The following is a 15387-nucleotide window of genomic DNA, read 5'->3' as shown; positions in this document are numbered from 1 at the left end:
TCCGCAGAGACGTCCACAGAAGGCGAGCGCAGTCCACAGCCATGCACGTCGCGCATCTGTCGCTCGCCGACTTCCGGTCCTACGCCCGGGTCGAGGTGTCCCTCGACCCGGGCGTGACCGCCTTCGTCGGACCGAACGGCCAGGGGAAGACCAACCTGGTCGAGGCGATCGGCTACGTGGCCACCCTGGGCAGCCACCGGGTGGCCACCGACGCGCCGCTGATCCGGCTGGGCGCCGAGCGGGCGGTGGTCCGCGCCTCGGTGGTGGCCGGCACCCGCACCACCCTGGTCGAGTTGGAGATCACCCCGGGCAAGGCCAACCGCGCCCGGATCAACCGCTCGGACAACGTCCGCCCGCGCGACGTGCTGGGCCTGCTGCGCACCGTGCTGTTCGCCCCCGAGGACCTCGCCCTGGTCAAGGGCGACCCGGGCGAGCGGCGGCGCTTCCTCGACGAGCTGCTGACCGCCCGCGCGCCCCGGCTGGCCGGGGTCCGGCAGGACTACGAGCGGGTGCTCAAGCAGCGCAACGCCCTGCTGAAGACCGCCGCGATGGCCCGCCGGGCCGGTGGCGGCAAGGGCGCCGACCTCTCCACCCTGGAGGTCTGGGACGGTCACCTGGCGCGCGCCGGGGCCGAGCTGACCGCCTTCCGGATCCAGCTGGTGGCGGCCCTCCAGCCGCTGGTGACGGCCGCGTACGGGCAGCTCGCGCCCGGTGGCGGCGAGACCCTGCTGGAGTACCGCAGCTCCTTCGAGGGCGAGCTCCCGGGCAGCCGGGAGCAGGCCGAGGAGCAGTTGCTGCAGGCCCTGCAGACCGTCCGCAAGCAGGAGGTCGACCGCGGGGTGACGCTGGTCGGCCCGCACCGCGACGAGCTGCTGCTCAAGCTCGGCCCGCTGCCCGCCAAGGGCTACGCCAGCCACGGCGAGTCCTGGTCGTACGCGCTGGCGCTGCGGCTGGCCTCGTACGAGCTGCTGCGCGCGGACGGCGGCGAGCCGGTGCTCATCCTGGACGACGTCTTCGCCGAGCTGGACGCGACCCGGCGGGACCGGCTGGCCGAGCTGGTCGCCGGCGGCGAGCAGGTGCTGGTCACCGCGGCGGTCGCCGAGGACGTGCCCAAGGCGCTGGCCGGGGCGCGGTACGCGGTGGCCGACGACGCGGTGCGCCGGGTCGACGCCTGAGCTCCGTCCGGCGACGGTCTCCTCCACTCCTCCACACTTCCCGCCCGGGCCCACACTTCCCGCCCGGGCCTGCGCGGTCCGCCGGCATCCGCCCTCCGTCCGTTCCCGTACGCTGGACGGCTCACCGTTGTCCACAGCCTGGGGATAGGAGACCGCCGTGAGCGATCCGGCCGAGAACCCCCCGCAGCCGGCCGGCGCCGGTCCGTCGGACGCCGCACCGACCGGGGCCGATCTGGCCCGCTCGGCGCTGCGGGCGGCCCGGGCGCAGGCCCGCCAGCGCGGCGAGCAGGTCCGGGAGAAGCGCGAGGCGAAGCGGACCGGACTGCGCAGCGGCGCCCGGTCGGACGGCCGTGACCCGGTGCCCCTGGGGGCGGCGCTGAACCGGCTGCTGACCGAGCGCGGCTGGGAGTCCTCGGCGGCGGTGGGCGGGGTGATGGGCCGTTGGCCCCAGATCGTCGGCCCGGACATCGCCGGCCACTGCTCGCCGACCTCCTACGACGATGCGGCCGCGGTGCTCACCGTGCAGTGCGACTCCACCGCGTGGGCGACCCAACTTCGCTGGCTGGCGCGCCAGTTGGTGGCCCGTCTGAATCACGAGCTGGGCCACGGCACGGTGAAGACGATCAAGGTGCTGGGGCCGGCCGCGCCGGTCCGCGGCTACGGCCGGCTGCGCGCCCCGGGGAGCAAGGGGCCGGGCGACACCTGGGGCTGACCGGAGCCGGCCCGGCGCGGAGCGGACCGGGATCCTCCGGAACCCCTGACGGCCCTTCCAGGCGCTCTCAGCCCCCGGGGCGAGTATCGGGACATGTGCAGAGGGGATTCAGGGCGGCATATCTGCCCTCAGAGGCTGCCAAACGCCCATCTCTGTCAGTCGTACCGGTAGACTGAGAGCCAAACACTGTTGCTAGTGGCAACCGAGTCGAAACGCCGTGGTCGCACGCCCGCCCAAACGGGGCAGGGGATGCGGCCCGTGCTGTGCCAGAGAGGGCGCTTCGTGGCCGATTCCGGCAACCCCAGCCAGACCCCAGACCAGACCGACCAGGCTTCCTACACGGGCAGCAACATCCAGGTGCTGGAGGGCCTCGACGCCGTCCGCAAGCGTCCCGGCATGTACATCGGCTCGACCGGTGAGCGCGGACTGCACCACCTGGTGCAGGAGGTCGTGGACAACTCCGTCGACGAGGCGATGGCCGGGTACGCCGACACCATCGACGTCACGCTCCTCGCCGACGGCGCGGTCCGGGTGGTCGACAACGGCCGTGGCATCCCGGTCGACATCGTCCCCGGCCAGGAGAAGCCGGCCGTCGAGGTCGTGCTCACCGTGCTGCACGCGGGCGGCAAGTTCGGCGGCGGCGGCTACGCGGTCTCCGGCGGTCTGCACGGCGTCGGCGTCTCCGTGGTGAACGCGCTCTCCACCCGCCTCGCGGTCGAGATCGACCGGGACGGCCACCGCTGGACCCAGGACTACAAGATGGGCGCGCCCACCGCCGCCCTGGTCAAGGGCGAGGCCACCGAGCAGACCGGCACCACCGTCACCTTCTGGGCGGACCCGGACATCTTCGAGACCACGGTCTACTCCTTCGAGACGCTCTCCCGGCGCTTCCAGGAGATGGCGTTCCTCAACAAGGGCCTGACCATCTCGCTGACCGACGAGCGCCCGGAGCACGCGGACGAGGACGGCAAGCCGCTCTCCGTCACGTACCGGTACGACGGCGGCATCGCCGACTTCGTCGCCCACCTCAACTCCCGCAAGGGCGAGGTGATCCACCCCTCGGTGATCGACTTCGAGGCGGAGGACAAGGAGAAGACGATCTCGGTGGAGGTCGCGATGCAGTGGAACTCCTCGTACACCGAGGGTGTCTACTCCTTCGCCAACACCATCCACACCCACGGCGGCGGTACCCACGAGGAGGGCTTCCGCGCGGCGCTGACCGGTCTGGTCAACCGCTACGCGCGGGACAAGAAGCTGCTCCGCGAGAAGGACGACAACCTCTCCGGCGAGGACATCCGTGAGGGCCTGACCGCGATCATCTCGGTCAAGCTCGGCGAGCCGCAGTTCGAGGGCCAGACCAAGGACAAGCTGGGCAACACCGAGGCGAAGACCTTCGTCCAGCGGGTCGTCCACGAGCAGCTGAACGACTGGCTGGACCGCAACCCGAACGAGGCCTCGGACATCATCCGCAAGTCCATCCAGGCCGCCACCGCGCGCGTGGCCGCCCGGAAGGCCCGCGACCTGACCCGTCGCAAGGGCCTGCTGGAGTCCGCCTCGCTGCCGGGCAAGCTGAGCGACTGCCAGTCCAAGGACCCGTCCGAGTGCGAGATCTTCATCGTCGAGGGTGACTCCGCCGGCGGCTCCGCCAAGCAGGGCCGCGACCCCCGCATCCAGGCGATCCTCCCGATCCGCGGCAAGATCCTGAACGTCGAGAAGGCCCGGATCGACAAGGTGCTGCAGAACACCGAGGTCCAGGCGCTGATCTCGGCCTTCGGCTGCGGTATCCAGGAGGACTACGACGAGTCCAAGCTCCGCTATCACAAGATCGTCCTGATGGCGGACGCCGACGTCGACGGGCAGCACATCCGCACCCTGCTGCTCACCCTGCTCTTCCGCTTCATGCGGCCGCTGGTCGAGTCCGGGTACGTGTACCTGGCGATGCCGCCGCTGTACAAGATCAAGTGGGGCAAGGACGACTTCGACTACGTCTACTCCGACCGCGAGCGCGACGCCACCATCGCGGCGGGCGTGGCGGCCGGTCGCCGGCTCCCCAAGGACGACGCGATCCAGCGCTTCAAGGGTCTCGGCGAGATGAACGCCGAGGAGCTCCGGATCACCACCATGGACCAGGCGCACCGCCTGCTGCAGCAGATCACCCTGGAGGACGCGGCCCGCGCCGACGACCTCTTCTCCGTCCTGATGGGCGAGGACGTCGAGGCCCGCCGCTCCTTCATCCAGCGCAACGCCAAGGACGTCCGCTTCCTGGACGTGTGACGGGGCCCGCCCCTGCCAGCACGGTCCAGTCACGCGTGAAAGGAAACTGACCACCAGTGGTCGACGACAACCGTCCCGACGGCGAGCAGCCGGACACCAGCACCGCCACCGACACGTTCGCGTCCCGGGTCGAGCCGATCGAGCTCGAGACCGAGATGCAGCGCTCCTACCTCGACTACGCGATGAGCGTGATCGTGAGCCGCGCGCTGCCCGAGGTCCGCGACGGCCTCAAGCCGGTGCACCGCCGCGTGCTCTACGCGATGTACGACGGCGGGTACCGGCCCGAGAAGGGCTACTACAAGTGCGCCCGCGTCGTCGGCGACGTCATGGGCAACTACCACCCGCACGGTGACACCTCGATCTACGACACCGTGGTGCGCCTGGCCCAGCCGTGGTCGCTGCGGATGCCGCTGGTGGACGGCAACGGCAACTTCGGCTCCCCGGGCAACGACCCGGCGGCGGCCATGCGCTACACCGAGTGCAAGCTGATGCCGCTGGCCATGGAGATGATGCGCGACATCGACGAGGACACCGTCGACTTCGCCGCCAACTACGACGGCCGCTCGCAGGAGCCGACCGTCCTGCCCGCGCGCATCCCCAACCTGCTGGTCAACGGTGCCACCGGCATCGCGGTCGGCATGGCCACCAACATCCCGCCGCACAACCTCCGCGAGGTCGCCTCCGGCGCGCTCTGGGCGCTGGAGCACCCGGACTCCTCCAACGAGGAGCTGCTGGAGGCCCTGATCGAGCGGATCAAGGGCCCGGACTTCCCCACCGGCGCGCTGATCGTCGGCCGCCGCGGGATCGAGGAGGCGTACCGGACCGGGCGCGGCTCGATCACCATGCGCGCGGTGGTCGAGGTCGAGGAGATCCAGGGCCGCCAGTGCCTGGTGATCACCGAGCTGCCGTACCAGGTCAACCCGGACAACCTCGCGCTGAAGATCGCCGACCTGGTCAAGGACGGCCGGGTCGCCGGCATCGCCGACGTCCGCGACGAGTCCTCCTCGCGCACCGGCCAGCGCCTGGTGGTCGTGCTCAAGCGCGACGCCGTCGCCAAGGTTGTGCTGAACAACCTCTACAAGCACACCGACCTGCAGACCAACTTCGGCGCCAACATGCTGGCGCTGGTGGACGGCGTGCCGCGCACGCTGTCGCTCGACGCGTTCATCCGCCACTGGGTGAACCACCAGGTCGACGTGATCGTGCGGCGGACCCGGTTCCGGCTGCGCAAGGCCGAGGAGCGGGCGCACATCCTGCGCGCGTTGCTCAAGGCGCTGGACGCGATCGACGAGGTCATCGCGCTGATCCGGGCCTCGGACAGCGCCGACGCCGCCCGCAGCGGCCTGATGAGCCTGCTCGACATCGACGAGCTGCAGGCCAACGCGATCCTGGAGATGCAGCTGCGCCGCCTCGCCGCCCTGGAGCGGCAGCGGATCATGGACGAGCACGACGAGCTGCAGCGCAAGATCGACGAGTACAACGCGATCCTGGCCTCCCCGCAGCGCCAGCGGCAGATCATCTCCGAGGAACTGACCGCGATCGTCGAGAAGTACGGCGACGAGCGGCGCTCCACGCTGATCCCCTTCGACGGCGACATGTCGGTCGAGGACCTGATCGCGGAGGAGGACATCGTCGTCACGATCACCCGTGGCGGCTACGTCAAGCGGACCCGCTCCGACCTCTACCGCTCGCAGAAGCGCGGCGGCAAGGGGGTGCGCGGTGCTCAGCTGAAGCAGGACGACCTGGTCGACCACTTCTTCGTGACCACCACGCACAACTGGATCCTGTTCTTCACCAACAAGGGCCGGGTGTACCGCGCCAAGGGCTACGAGCTGCCGGACGCCGGCCGTGACGCCCGCGGCCAGCACGTGGCCAACCTGCTGGCCTTCCAGCCGGAGGAGCACATCACCCAGGTGATGGCCGTCCGGACGTACGAGGACAAGCCGTACCTCGTCCTCGCCACCCGGGCCGGCCTGGTGAAGAAGTCCGCGCTGAAGGACTACGACTCCCCGCGCTCCGGCGGCCTGATCGCGATCAACCTGCGGCAGGACGAGCACGGCCGGGACGACGAGCTGATCGGCGCCGAGCTGGTCTCCGCCGAGGACGACCTGCTGCTGGTCTCCAGGAAGGCCCAGTCGATCCGCTTCACCGCGACCGACGACGCGCTGCGGCCCACCGGCCGTGCCACGTCCGGCGTCAAGGGCATGGCCTTCCGCGAGGACGACGAACTGCTCTCGATGAACGTCGTCCGCGAGGGCACGTACGTCTTCACCGCCACCGACGGTGGCTACGCCAAGCGCACCGCGGTGGACGAGTACCGTGTCCAGGGGCGTGGCGGTTACGGCACCAAGGCGGCGAAGATCGTCGAGGGCCGGGGCTCGCTGGTCGGCGCCCTGGTGGTCGACGACACCGACGAGATCATGGCGATCACCCTCTCGGGTGGGGTGATCCGCACGAGGGTTTCCGAGGTTCGTGAAACCGGACGTGACACCATGGGCGTCCAACTGATCAACCTCGGTAAGCGCGACGCGGTCGTGGGTATGGCCCGCAACGCGGAAGCCGAGGACGAGGATTCGGCGGAGGACGAGTTGGCCGAGTCCGCCGAGATGGCCGAGGGTACGGAGACGGTGACGGGCGGCGAGGACGCCCGGGCCTGACCCCTACCGCGTCGGCCGGTGCCGCCGCGTCCGTCCAGGGCGCGGCGGCACCGGCCGCCGACCAGTTCCGGGCAATCCCGCCGGGTGCTGGATGATGAGTGACGACGCAGGACGGTGCCGCCGTCCTGGTGGGAAGTGCGGGAGGACCAGTGAGTGGAGCCACGGGTGCTGCGGGAGGAGCCACCGGCGGCCGTCCGGGCGCAGCACAGGGCGGCGGGGGGTACGGGGTGCCACAGCCGCCGGCCGAGCACCCCTCCGCGTCCACCTCGCTGATGCCCCCGGTCGGTTCGGCGGGGCAGGGCGGCGGGGCGACGTACGGCGGGCAGCCGGGCACGCCCGCGCCGCCGAACAGCCCGGCGCCGGGCTCGGGAGGGTTCTCCCAGCCGACCACGTACGCCAAGGGCCAGCCGACGCCGCCCCGGGGCACCCGGGTCGGCGGCAACACGCCGCCCGGCGGGACGCCCGTCCCGGGCGGTGCACCGCGCCGTCCGGCCGCCGCCCCGGCCGCGGCCGGCCCCGGGCTGGGCCGGACCCGCAAGGCCCGGCTGCGGGTGACCAAGGCCGACCCGTGGTCGGTGATGAAGGTCAGCTTCCTGCTGTCGGTGGCGGTCGGGATCGTCATCATCGTGGCGGCCGCCGTGCTGTGGATGACGCTGGACTCGCTCGGCGTCTTCGACTCGCTGGCCAAGACCCTCAAGGAGGTCACCGCCGGCGAGGCCCCCAACAGCGGGATCGACCTGATGGACTACGTCGGGTTCGGCAAGGTGATGACCTTCACCTCGCTGATCGCGGTGGTCGACGTGGTGCTGCTGACCGCGCTCTCCACGCTCTCGGCGTTCATCTACAACGCCGCGGCCGGCTTCACCGGCGGCATCGAGCTGACCCTGGCCGAGGAGGACTGATTCCGGCCACCCCGGCCGGTTCCTGATCACCGGTCAGATTTTCGTCCACGGACGGAATGGGCGGGCCCCGCAGGCTGTTCCAGCCTGCGGGGCCCGTCGGCATTCGGGTGACAGGCGGTCCCCGCGGCGTGCCGCCCGGATCGGGGCCCGTCGCGGTGGGCTTAGCTGGACGCGCTCGTTCCGAGTTTCCGACTGCCGCAGGCCTCCCCCCGGTCCGACGGACCGGGGCGACACGGCTGTGCAGGTACGGCTGGACGGAGGCGCGCGATGGCTCAGCTCGCAAGGCAACTGGTCGAGGCCCTGGACGGGCTGCTGGGGATCCCGGTGCCGCTGCGGATCCAGGCCTGGGACGGCAGTGCCGCCGGGCCCCCGGGGGCACCCACGCTGGTGCTGCGCAACCGCCGGGCGCTGCGCCGGCTGCTCTGGCAGCCGGGCGAGCTCGGCCTGGCCCGCGCCTACGTCGCGGGGGACCTCGAACTCGCCCCCGGCGCCGACCTCTACGAGGTGCTGACGGCCGTCGCGCAGGTCGCCGAGCACCCCGACGTCCGCCGGCTCCGGCTGGGCGCGGCCGACGTGGTCGGCCCCAAGGGCCGCCAGGTACTCCGGGCGCTCCTGCGGGCCGGGGCGCTGGGCCCGCAGCCCGCCCCGCCGCCGGAGGAGGCCAGGGCGGTCCAGGGGCGGCTGCACAGCCGCGGCCGGGACCGCGCGGCCATCAGCCACCACTACGACGTCGGGAACGACTTCTACGGCCTCGTGCTGGGCCCGTCGATGGTGTACTCCTGCGCGTACTGGGAGCCCGCCGCCAAGAGCCTGGAGGCGGCCCAGGAGGCCAAGCTCGACCTGATCTGCCGCAAGCTGGGCCTGCGTCCGGGGATGCGGCTGCTGGACGTCGGGTGCGGCTGGGGCTCCCTGGTCATGCACGCGGCGCAGCACTACGGCGTGACGGCGGTCGGCGTCTCCATCTCCGAGGAGCAGGTCGCGCTGGCCCGCCGGCGGGTCGAGGAGGCGGGCCTGGCCGACCGGGTGGAGATCCGCCTGCAGGACTACCGGGAGATCGCGGACGGCCCGTTCGACGCGATCTCCAGCGTGGGCATGGCCGAGCACGTCGGCTCCGCGCAGTACCGGGTGTACGCCGAGGGCCTGTTCGGGCTGCTGGTGCCCGGTGGCAGGCTGCTCAACCACCAGATCGCCCGCCGCCCGGACCACCCCGGCGAGCCGTACCGCCCCAGCCCCTTCATCGACCGCTACGTCTTTCCGGACGGCGAGCTCTCCCCGGTCGGTTCCACGGTGGCCCGGCTGGAGGAGGCCGGCTTCGAGGTCCGGGACGTCGAGGCGCTGCGCGAGCACTACGGGCTGACCCTGCGCGAGTGGGTGGCCAACCTGGAGGCGCACTGGACGGAGGCGGTCGGGCTGGTCGGCCGCGGCCGGGCCCGGGTCTGGCGGCTGTACATGGCGGCCTCCGCGCTCGCCTTCGAGGAGAACCGGATCGGGGTGAACCAGGTCCTCGCCGTCCGTACCGGGCCCGAGGGTGCCTCCCGCCTCCCCGCGAGCCGCGAGGAGTGGCTGGCCCGCCCTGCCACCGCCTCCCACCAGCAGACCCCTGCCGCAGCCCCGGCCGGGCCGGATTTTGGAGATCGGCCGTCGGTCCGCTAATCTTTCAGTGCGGCAAGGGCCTATAGCTCAGACGGTTAGAGCGCTTCCCTGATAAGGAAGAGGCCACAGGTTCAAGTCCTGTTAGGCCCACCACCGCGAAGGGCCCGGAACGATCTCGTTCCGGGCCCTTCGGCGTTCCCGGTCACCGCCGCGGGGAACTGCGCGCCCGGCCCGGGGGTTGTCAGGGCAGGGTCGGTGAAGAGGTGGTGGCGGTATGGCGCTGTTCTGGGCGATGAGCATCCCGGGGCTGGTCTGCGCACTGGTCGCGCTGGCCTTCGTGGACCAGTTGGCACTGCGGGCCAGGAAATCGCGCTGGATCCCGTGGCGCGGGACGGGCCGCGAGGGGCAGATCTCGGCGACGGGCTTCGAGCAGCTGCACGCGCAGTTCGCGGCGGGCAAGCAGCACGAGCTCGACGAGCGGCGCAGCACGCTGATGCTGCGCGACGAGGAGGGTGAGGGGGCACCGCCCCGGACCAGGGTGGATCTCGCGGCCGGTACGGCCGTGGTGGTGCCGCGGGCCCACGACTGACCGCCCCGGACCGCCCGGCGGCCGGGCCCGGGGCGGGCCGAACGTACGACAGAAGGTGCGGCGTCAATCCTCCGGCCGGACCGGTCGGTTGGCGGCAGCGGTGGCTGGTCACGATTGGGACACCGGTGTGTATCATCGGCCGCAAGGGCAGTCTGGCACCCGGCAGCCCGTTCGTACTCGCAACAATCCATGGACTCGTCGGCCCGGTCACTCCGGCCGGAGCACGGCTGTTGAGTCCGCTACGCAAGAAGGACGAGGTCCCGCGGTGAAGAAGCTTCTCCTGGTCGCCCTGGTCGCCCTCGGCGGCTTCTTTGTCTACCGTCAGGTCCAGGCGGACCGCGCCGAGCAGGACCTGTGGACCGAGGCCACCGACCCGGTTCCGGCCGGTCGCTGAAGCCCCGGGCGATCTGACGATCGACGGTCTTCGGAGGCGCCGCACGGCGCCTCCCGGGCCGGCCGCCCCGGTCTGACGGCCGGGGCGGCCGGTTCCCCGGGTACCTCCCGGGCAGCAGGTACCGGGACGGGCGTGGGATTTGCGCCGGGACCCGGTACGCTAGTGCTCGGCGGCACGACCGGTGCCGTCGAGGGGCTTTAGCTCAGTTGGTAGAGCGCTGCCTTTGCAAGGCAGATGTCAGGAGTTCGAGTCTCCTAAGCTCCACAGTACGAAGACGCCCCCCGACCTGTGTGAACAGGCCGGGGGGCTTTCTCGTGCCCGCCGCACGTCAGCACCGGTGTCAGCACGGGTGTCGGCAGCGGGGCGGGCGGCTCGTCGGCGGGACCGGTGGGGCACCCGCCCGGGGCGGCGGGGAAGCGGACCGGCCGCCGACCTGAATCCTGGTCAGCGGCCGGTCGGCGGCGACGGTGCCCCGGGCCGGTCAGTGCGGCTTGCGCGGGTCGTGCGGCTTGGGGCGGTCGTCGTCGGGCGCGGGCTGGCCGGGCGGCGGGCCGGGCTTGGGGTCCGCGGCGCCGGCCTCGGCGTGGGGGTCCGTGGTGCCGGGGTCGCCGCCGGCGGTGGTGGCCGCGGTGGAGCCGTTCACCGGCGTGGTCGCCCGGGGGTCGGCCTGCGGGCCGCCCGGGGTGCCCGTGGCGTGGGAGCCGGTGCGGTCGGCGGACGTGCCGGCGGTCGGCGGCTCGACCAGCCACTCGGGGTTGCTGTGGTGACGCCACCACTGCCAGGCCACGATGCCGCTGCCGATCGCGAGCGCGCCCGCCACGGCCAGGCCGGTGGCCCAGCCGTTGCGGTGCTGGCGCTTGAGGTTCTTCGCGGCCAGGTCGCTGATCTCGGCGGAGGTGACGTTGCCGTGCAGCGCGGTCAGCGCGGCGGCACTGCGGATCTGGACCTCCTGCGCGGCGGGGACGACGGCGGCGCGGGCCTCGCCGACCACGTGGGAGACCTTCGGCCCCACGGTGGTGCGGGCCTGGTCGGCGGCGCGGCCGGCGGAGAGCCGGGCGGCCAGTGCGGCCTCCTGGGCCCGGTGCAGGGCCTTGAGCACGTTCTGCTGGGCGTCGGGCGGCAGACTGGCGAAGGCGTGGCCGAGCTGCGGGGCGACGTGCCGGTCGTACTGGACGCGGGCGTTGATGCGGGCGTTCTGGGCGGCGTGGGAGGCCGACGGCCCGATGGCCTCCAGGGCGGGGCCCAGCCGCTGCTTCGCGCCGTCGGCGAGCTGCACCGCGGTTTCCTTGGCGGTGGCGGCGTAGGGCGCGAGGGTGTCCCGGGTTTTTCCGGCCGTCTCACGAGCTGAGTCCAAACGGGTCACGAGTCTCTCCTCCTGGGTGGCGTCCTTTATGCACATATCCACCTGAATGCTGATCATGCATCCATATTTGTCTGACAGCACTCCGGAGTGGGCCGTACGCGGGGCGGTCCGGCGTACGGGGACCGGGGGTGCGGGCGCCCGGGGAGAGGCGCTGCGGAGCCGCTCGGGGCCGCCCGCCGGTGAGGGCGCCGCAGTACGCTGGCGATCCCGGTGGTGACCCGTTCGGCGGGTGTCACCGGATCGCTCAGCAGGCGTGCGAGAAGGGGAAACCGCAGATGCTCCCGGACGAGCCCAGGCCGCCGACGGACCGGACCCAGGAGCCCGGGGGTGCGGCCGGACCGGCCCGCTGCTACCGGCACCCCGAACAGGAGACCGGCATCGGGTGCTCCCGGTGCGGCCGGCCGATCTGTCCGCAGTGCATGGTGAGCGCCTCGGTGGGCTTCCACTGCCCCGACTGCGTCCGCGGCGGTGCCCGGGAGGTGCGGCAGGCCACCACCCGGTTCGGCGGCCGGCCGAGCGCGGACGGCGCGCTGGTCACCAAGACGCTGATCGGGATCAACCTGGCGGTCTTCCTGCTCGCCGCCTACGTGCTGAAGCCCTGGCTGGCCGACGACCTCTCGCTGTTGAGCGTCGGACCGCAGATCACCGGGTACCCGTACGGCGTCGCGGCCGGGCCGGACCAGTGGTACCGGCTGCTGACCGCCACCTTCCTGCACGTCGCGCCCTGGCACGTCGCCACCAACATGGTGATGCTCTGGGTGATCGGCCCCGCCCTGGAGGCGGCCCTGGGCCGGTTGCGCTTCCTGGCGCTCTACCTGATCTCCGGCCTGGCCGGCAGCGCGTTCGCCTTCCTGGTGGCGGGCGGCTTCATGAACTCGCTGGGCGCCTCCGGCGCCGTCTTCGGCCTGCTCGGCGCCACCGTGGTGATGTACCGGCGGACCAGGACGCCGCTGGGCCCGGTCGTCGCGCTGCTGGTCTTCAACCTGATCGTCACGTTCTCGGTGAACGGCATCGACTGGCGCGCGCACATCGGCGGGCTGGTCGCCGGGGCGCTCACCGGGATCGGCCTGATGTACGCCCCGCGGGACCGCAGGCTGCCCGTCCAGGGGCTGACGCTGGCCGCGATGGTGGGCCTGGTGCTGGCGATGGTCCTGGCGGGGACGGCCCAGTACGGCGGGTGACGCGTCCGGACGTTTGTCCACAGCGGGTGGGGGCCGGTGCACAGCCTGTGCGGGGTGCGCACCGCACACTGCCGCTCTACGCGTGTCCTCCTGTGCTTTTCGGGCATTCGGGGGAGCGCGCGGCGGGGTGGGGAAAGGGCGCTCCGGGCAAGTTATCCACAGGCCCCGGAGACTTTTCCCCAGTGTGGATAACCATGTGGATAAACGCGATAAGCGGGATAACCGGAAGCGGCCTCCGGGACGGCCCCGGGTAGTGGCCTCGGGGCAGCGGGCTCCGGGCACGCCGCAGCGCCGCCCCGGGCAGAACCCGTCCGGGGCGGCGGAAAGCGCTCAGGGTCGGAGCCCCGGCGTCACTTCCACTGGGTGGAGACGCCGAACCCCGCAGCGATGAAGCCGAAGCCCACCAGGATGTTCCAGTTGTGCCAGCTCTCGACCGGCCAGGTGCCACTCGTCACGTAGTAGGTGACGATCCAGACCAGTCCGACCAGGAAGAGGGCCAGCATCAGCGGTGCTACCCAGCCGCGGCCCGAACTGATCTTCACCGAGGCCGTGGTCGGCGGGGTGTAGTCGGACTTCTTGCGGAGTCGGGACTTCGGCACGAGGAGCTCTCCTGTCGATGCGCTGTGAGACCGCGCAGGGGGTTCAGCGGGGCGGGGCGGCCGGCAGTGGCGGTTGTGGAGAACGCTATGGGGACCGCCCCCGCACATGCCACCGGCGTCCGTTAGCGTAGTGGCTCGGCGGGTCTGAAGGAGATAAGGGTACGGTGACTAATTTGTCGATTCCTCCTCGGCCACCCCGTACCGGTGCTTCCGGCACCCGAATTGTCGGCCGTGCCCTGACCTGCGCCGTCTTCGCGCTCGCCGGACTGCTCTTCTACATCAGCGCGCAGACCGCCCGGGGGACCGATCTGCGCACCGACAACTCGCTGCTCAGCCTCAGCGACGTGATACGCCAGCGCAGCGCGCAGAACCAGCAGTCCCAGGCCCAGCTCGCCGAACTGCAGACCCGGTCGCAGGCGCTCACCGAGCAGCAGGGCGGCAGCCCGGCCGACGCCGCCCGGCTGGACGCGCTCCAGCAGGCCGCCGCCCTGGAGCCGCTGCAGGGCCCCGGCCTCACCGTCACCCTGAACGACGCCCCGCCGAACGCCACCGCGCGCGTCCCCGGGGTGCCCGAGCCCGGCGTCAACGACCTGGTCATCCACCAGCAGGACATCCAGGCGGTGGTCAACGCGCTCTGGCGGGGCGGCGCGGAGGGCGTCCAGGTGATGGACCAGCGGCTGATCTCCACCAGCGCCGTCCGCTGCGTCGGCAACACCCTGCTGCTCCAGGGCCGGGTCTACTCGCCGCCCTACGTGGTCAGGGCGGTCGGCCGGACGGACGGGCTGCGGTCGGCCGTGGACGCGGACCCGACCATCCGCAACTACCTGCAGTACGTGCAGGCGTACGGGCTGGGCTGGAAGGTCCAGGAGAGCGGCGACCTCAACCTGCCCGCTTACTCCGGCACCGCCGACCTGCGGGCGGCCACCGGCCAGTAGCGGGCGCCCGCCCGCAGGGGAAGCCCTTGGGGGAAGCCCGCCCCGCGGGCGCGGATCACGGGTCTACTCTTGACCCCAGTCCGTTACGTCGAGGGAGCACCATGTACGGCTGGATCTGGCGTCACCTGCCGGGGAACACCCTGGTCCGGGCCATCATCTCGCTGCTCCTCGTCCTGGGGCTGGTCTACCTCCTGTTCACCTATGTCTTCCCGTGGGCGGAACCGCTGCTCCCCTTCGGTGACGTCACAGTGGACGGCGGCGACGGCGCCGTCGGCTGACCGACGGCCCGTCCTTCCCCCCGGTCCCTGCATCCCACGGAGACAGCACGCGAATGACCACCCAGCCGACCCCGCCCCGCATCCTGGTCGTCGACAACTACGACAGCTTCGTCTTCAACCTGGTCCAGTACCTCTACCAGCTCGGCGCGACCTGCGAGGTGGTCCGCAACGACGAGGTGACGGTCGAGCACGCGGTGCGCCGCGACCGCACGGCGTCGCCGGGCGGGGCGGAGGGCTTCGACGGGGTGCTGCTCTCCCCCGGGCCCGGTGCGCCGGAGGAGGCCGGGGTCTGCATCGAGATGGTGCACCACTGCGCGGCGATCGGGCTGCCGGTGTTCGGCGTCTGCCTGGGCCTGCAGTCGATCGCGGTCGCGTACGGCGCGGTGGTCGGCCGGGCCCCCGAGTTGCTGCACGGCAAGACCTCGCTGGTGGAGCACGAGGACGGCGGCGTCTTCGCCGGCCTGCCCTCGCCGCTCACCGCGACCAGGTACCACTCGCTGGCGGTCGAACCGGCCACGGTGCCCGACGAGTTGCTGGTGACCGCGCGGACCGGGAACGGCATCGTCATGGGGCTCCGGCACCGTGAGCTGCCGGTCGAGGGCGTGCAGTTCCACCCGGAGTCGGTGCTCACCGAGGGCGGGCACCGGATGCTCGCCAACTGGCTGGCCGAATGCGGCGATCCGCAGGCCGTCGGTCGTTCGGCCGGGCTCGCCCCGGTGATCGGCCGGGGCTGAG

14 protein-coding genes and 2 tRNA genes are annotated in these 15387 nt (G+C 72.0%); 14 read left to right on the top strand and 2 right to left on the bottom strand.

The annotated features are described in order from the left end of the window. Positions 1-41 precede the first annotated feature (41 nt). The 10 genes from recF (at position 42) to OH807_RS21350 (ending at position 10560) form a co-directional block, all read left to right on the top strand. Positions 42-1175 carry a DNA replication/repair protein RecF gene (gene recF, locus OH807_RS21395; protein ID WP_406201269.1) on the top strand — a complete coding sequence of 378 codons (1134 nt, stop codon included), beginning with the start codon at positions 42-44 and terminating at the stop codon, positions 1173-1175. 157 nt (positions 1176-1332) lie between these two features. Further along, positions 1333-1887, top strand: coding sequence for a DUF721 domain-containing protein (locus OH807_RS21390; protein WP_406201266.1), 555 nt, complete (start codon positions 1333-1335; stop codon positions 1885-1887). Positions 1888-2145: 258 nt separating this feature from the next. Further along, on the top strand, positions 2146-4161 hold the full coding sequence (gene gyrB, locus OH807_RS21385) for a DNA topoisomerase (ATP-hydrolyzing) subunit B (RefSeq protein ID WP_406201264.1): 2016 nt from the start codon (positions 2146-2148) through the stop codon (positions 4159-4161). 56 nt (positions 4162-4217) lie between these two features. Then, complete coding sequence (gene gyrA / locus OH807_RS21380) at positions 4218-6818, top strand: DNA gyrase subunit A (RefSeq protein ID WP_406201261.1); 2601 nt, start codon at positions 4218-4220, stop codon at positions 6816-6818. A 227-nt stretch (positions 6819-7045) separates the two neighbouring features. Further along, positions 7046-7720, top strand: a complete 675-nt coding sequence (locus OH807_RS21375; RefSeq protein ID WP_406201258.1) for a DUF3566 domain-containing protein — start codon at positions 7046-7048, stop codon at positions 7718-7720. Positions 7721-7987: 267 nt separating this feature from the next. After that, a complete protein-coding gene (locus tag OH807_RS21370) occupies positions 7988-9373 on the top strand; it encodes a class I SAM-dependent methyltransferase (protein WP_406201256.1) in 1386 nt (461 codons plus the stop codon). 16 nt (positions 9374-9389) lie between these two features. Continuing rightward, positions 9390-9466 (top strand) — tRNA-Ile (locus OH807_RS21365). A gap of 121 nt (positions 9467-9587) precedes the next feature. After that, on the top strand, positions 9588-9902 hold the full coding sequence (locus OH807_RS21360) for a DUF6191 domain-containing protein (RefSeq protein ID WP_406201254.1): 315 nt from the start codon (positions 9588-9590) through the stop codon (positions 9900-9902). Between the two features lie 265 nt (positions 9903-10167). Beyond that, complete coding sequence (locus OH807_RS21355; RefSeq protein ID WP_014137031.1) at positions 10168-10296, top strand: DLW-39 family protein; 129 nt, start codon at positions 10168-10170, stop codon at positions 10294-10296. Positions 10297-10487: 191 nt separating this feature from the next. Further along, positions 10488-10560: transfer RNA gene (locus tag OH807_RS21350), tRNA-Ala, on the top strand. Positions 10561-10777: 217 nt separating this feature from the next. Here OH807_RS21350 and OH807_RS21345 read toward each other — a convergent pair. Next, the gene (locus OH807_RS21345; protein WP_406201252.1) at positions 10778-11659 is read right to left on the bottom strand and encodes a DUF5324 family protein; all 882 of its coding nucleotides are present in this window, start codon (positions 11657-11659) and stop codon (positions 10778-10780) included. Between the two features lie 275 nt (positions 11660-11934). Between OH807_RS21345 and OH807_RS21340 the strand changes: the two genes are divergently transcribed. After that, the gene (locus tag OH807_RS21340; protein ID WP_406201249.1) at positions 11935-12840 is read left to right on the top strand and encodes a rhomboid family intramembrane serine protease; all 906 of its coding nucleotides are present in this window, start codon (positions 11935-11937) and stop codon (positions 12838-12840) included. A 350-nt stretch (positions 12841-13190) separates the two neighbouring features. On the opposite strand, the gene crgA is transcribed toward OH807_RS21340, so the two are convergent. Next, positions 13191-13439: a cell division protein CrgA gene (gene crgA, locus OH807_RS21335; RefSeq protein WP_406201247.1), complete on the bottom strand. Its 249-nt coding sequence runs from the start codon at positions 13437-13439 to the stop codon at positions 13191-13193. A 173-nt stretch (positions 13440-13612) separates the two neighbouring features. On the opposite strand from crgA, the gene OH807_RS21330 reads away from it, so the two are divergent. From OH807_RS21330 to OH807_RS21320, 3 genes are all read left to right on the top strand, one after another. After that, a complete protein-coding gene (locus tag OH807_RS21330; RefSeq protein WP_406201245.1) occupies positions 13613-14374 on the top strand; it encodes a DUF881 domain-containing protein in 762 nt (253 codons plus the stop codon). 101 nt (positions 14375-14475) lie between these two features. Continuing rightward, on the top strand, positions 14476-14652 hold the full coding sequence (locus OH807_RS21325; protein WP_406201243.1) for a hypothetical protein: 177 nt from the start codon (positions 14476-14478) through the stop codon (positions 14650-14652). A 53-nt stretch (positions 14653-14705) separates the two neighbouring features. Continuing rightward, positions 14706-15386 carry an aminodeoxychorismate/anthranilate synthase component II gene (locus OH807_RS21320; RefSeq protein WP_406201240.1) on the top strand — a complete coding sequence of 227 codons (681 nt, stop codon included), beginning with the start codon at positions 14706-14708 and terminating at the stop codon, positions 15384-15386. The last annotated feature ends 1 nt before the right edge of the window (position 15387 follow it).

Source organism: Kitasatospora sp. NBC_01560 (assembly GCF_045208415.1).
Lineage (GTDB): Bacteria > Actinomycetota > Actinomycetes > Streptomycetales > Streptomycetaceae > Kitasatospora.
Note: the sequence above shows the minus strand (reverse complement) of the source record. Positions and strands in the feature narration are given on the sequence as shown.

What these genes read in the sequence shown, in the direction of transcription:
- OH807_RS21360 (WP_406201254.1), top strand. Translation starts at nt 9,588, where the DNA reads ATGGCGCTGTTCTGGGCGATGAGCATCCCGGGGCTGGTCTGCGCACTG.
- OH807_RS21370 (WP_406201256.1), top strand. Translation starts at nt 7,988, where the DNA reads ATGGCTCAGCTCGCAAGGCAACTGGTCGAGGCCCTGGACGGGCTGCTG.
- OH807_RS21340 (WP_406201249.1), top strand. Translation starts at nt 11,935, where the DNA reads ATGCTCCCGGACGAGCCCAGGCCGCCGACGGACCGGACCCAGGAGCCC.
- OH807_RS21325 (WP_406201243.1), top strand. Translation starts at nt 14,476, where the DNA reads ATGTACGGCTGGATCTGGCGTCACCTGCCGGGGAACACCCTGGTCCGG.
- OH807_RS21320 (WP_406201240.1), top strand. Translation starts at nt 14,706, where the DNA reads ATGACCACCCAGCCGACCCCGCCCCGCATCCTGGTCGTCGACAACTAC.
- recF (WP_406201269.1), top strand. Translation starts at nt 42, where the DNA reads ATGCACGTCGCGCATCTGTCGCTCGCCGACTTCCGGTCCTACGCCCGG.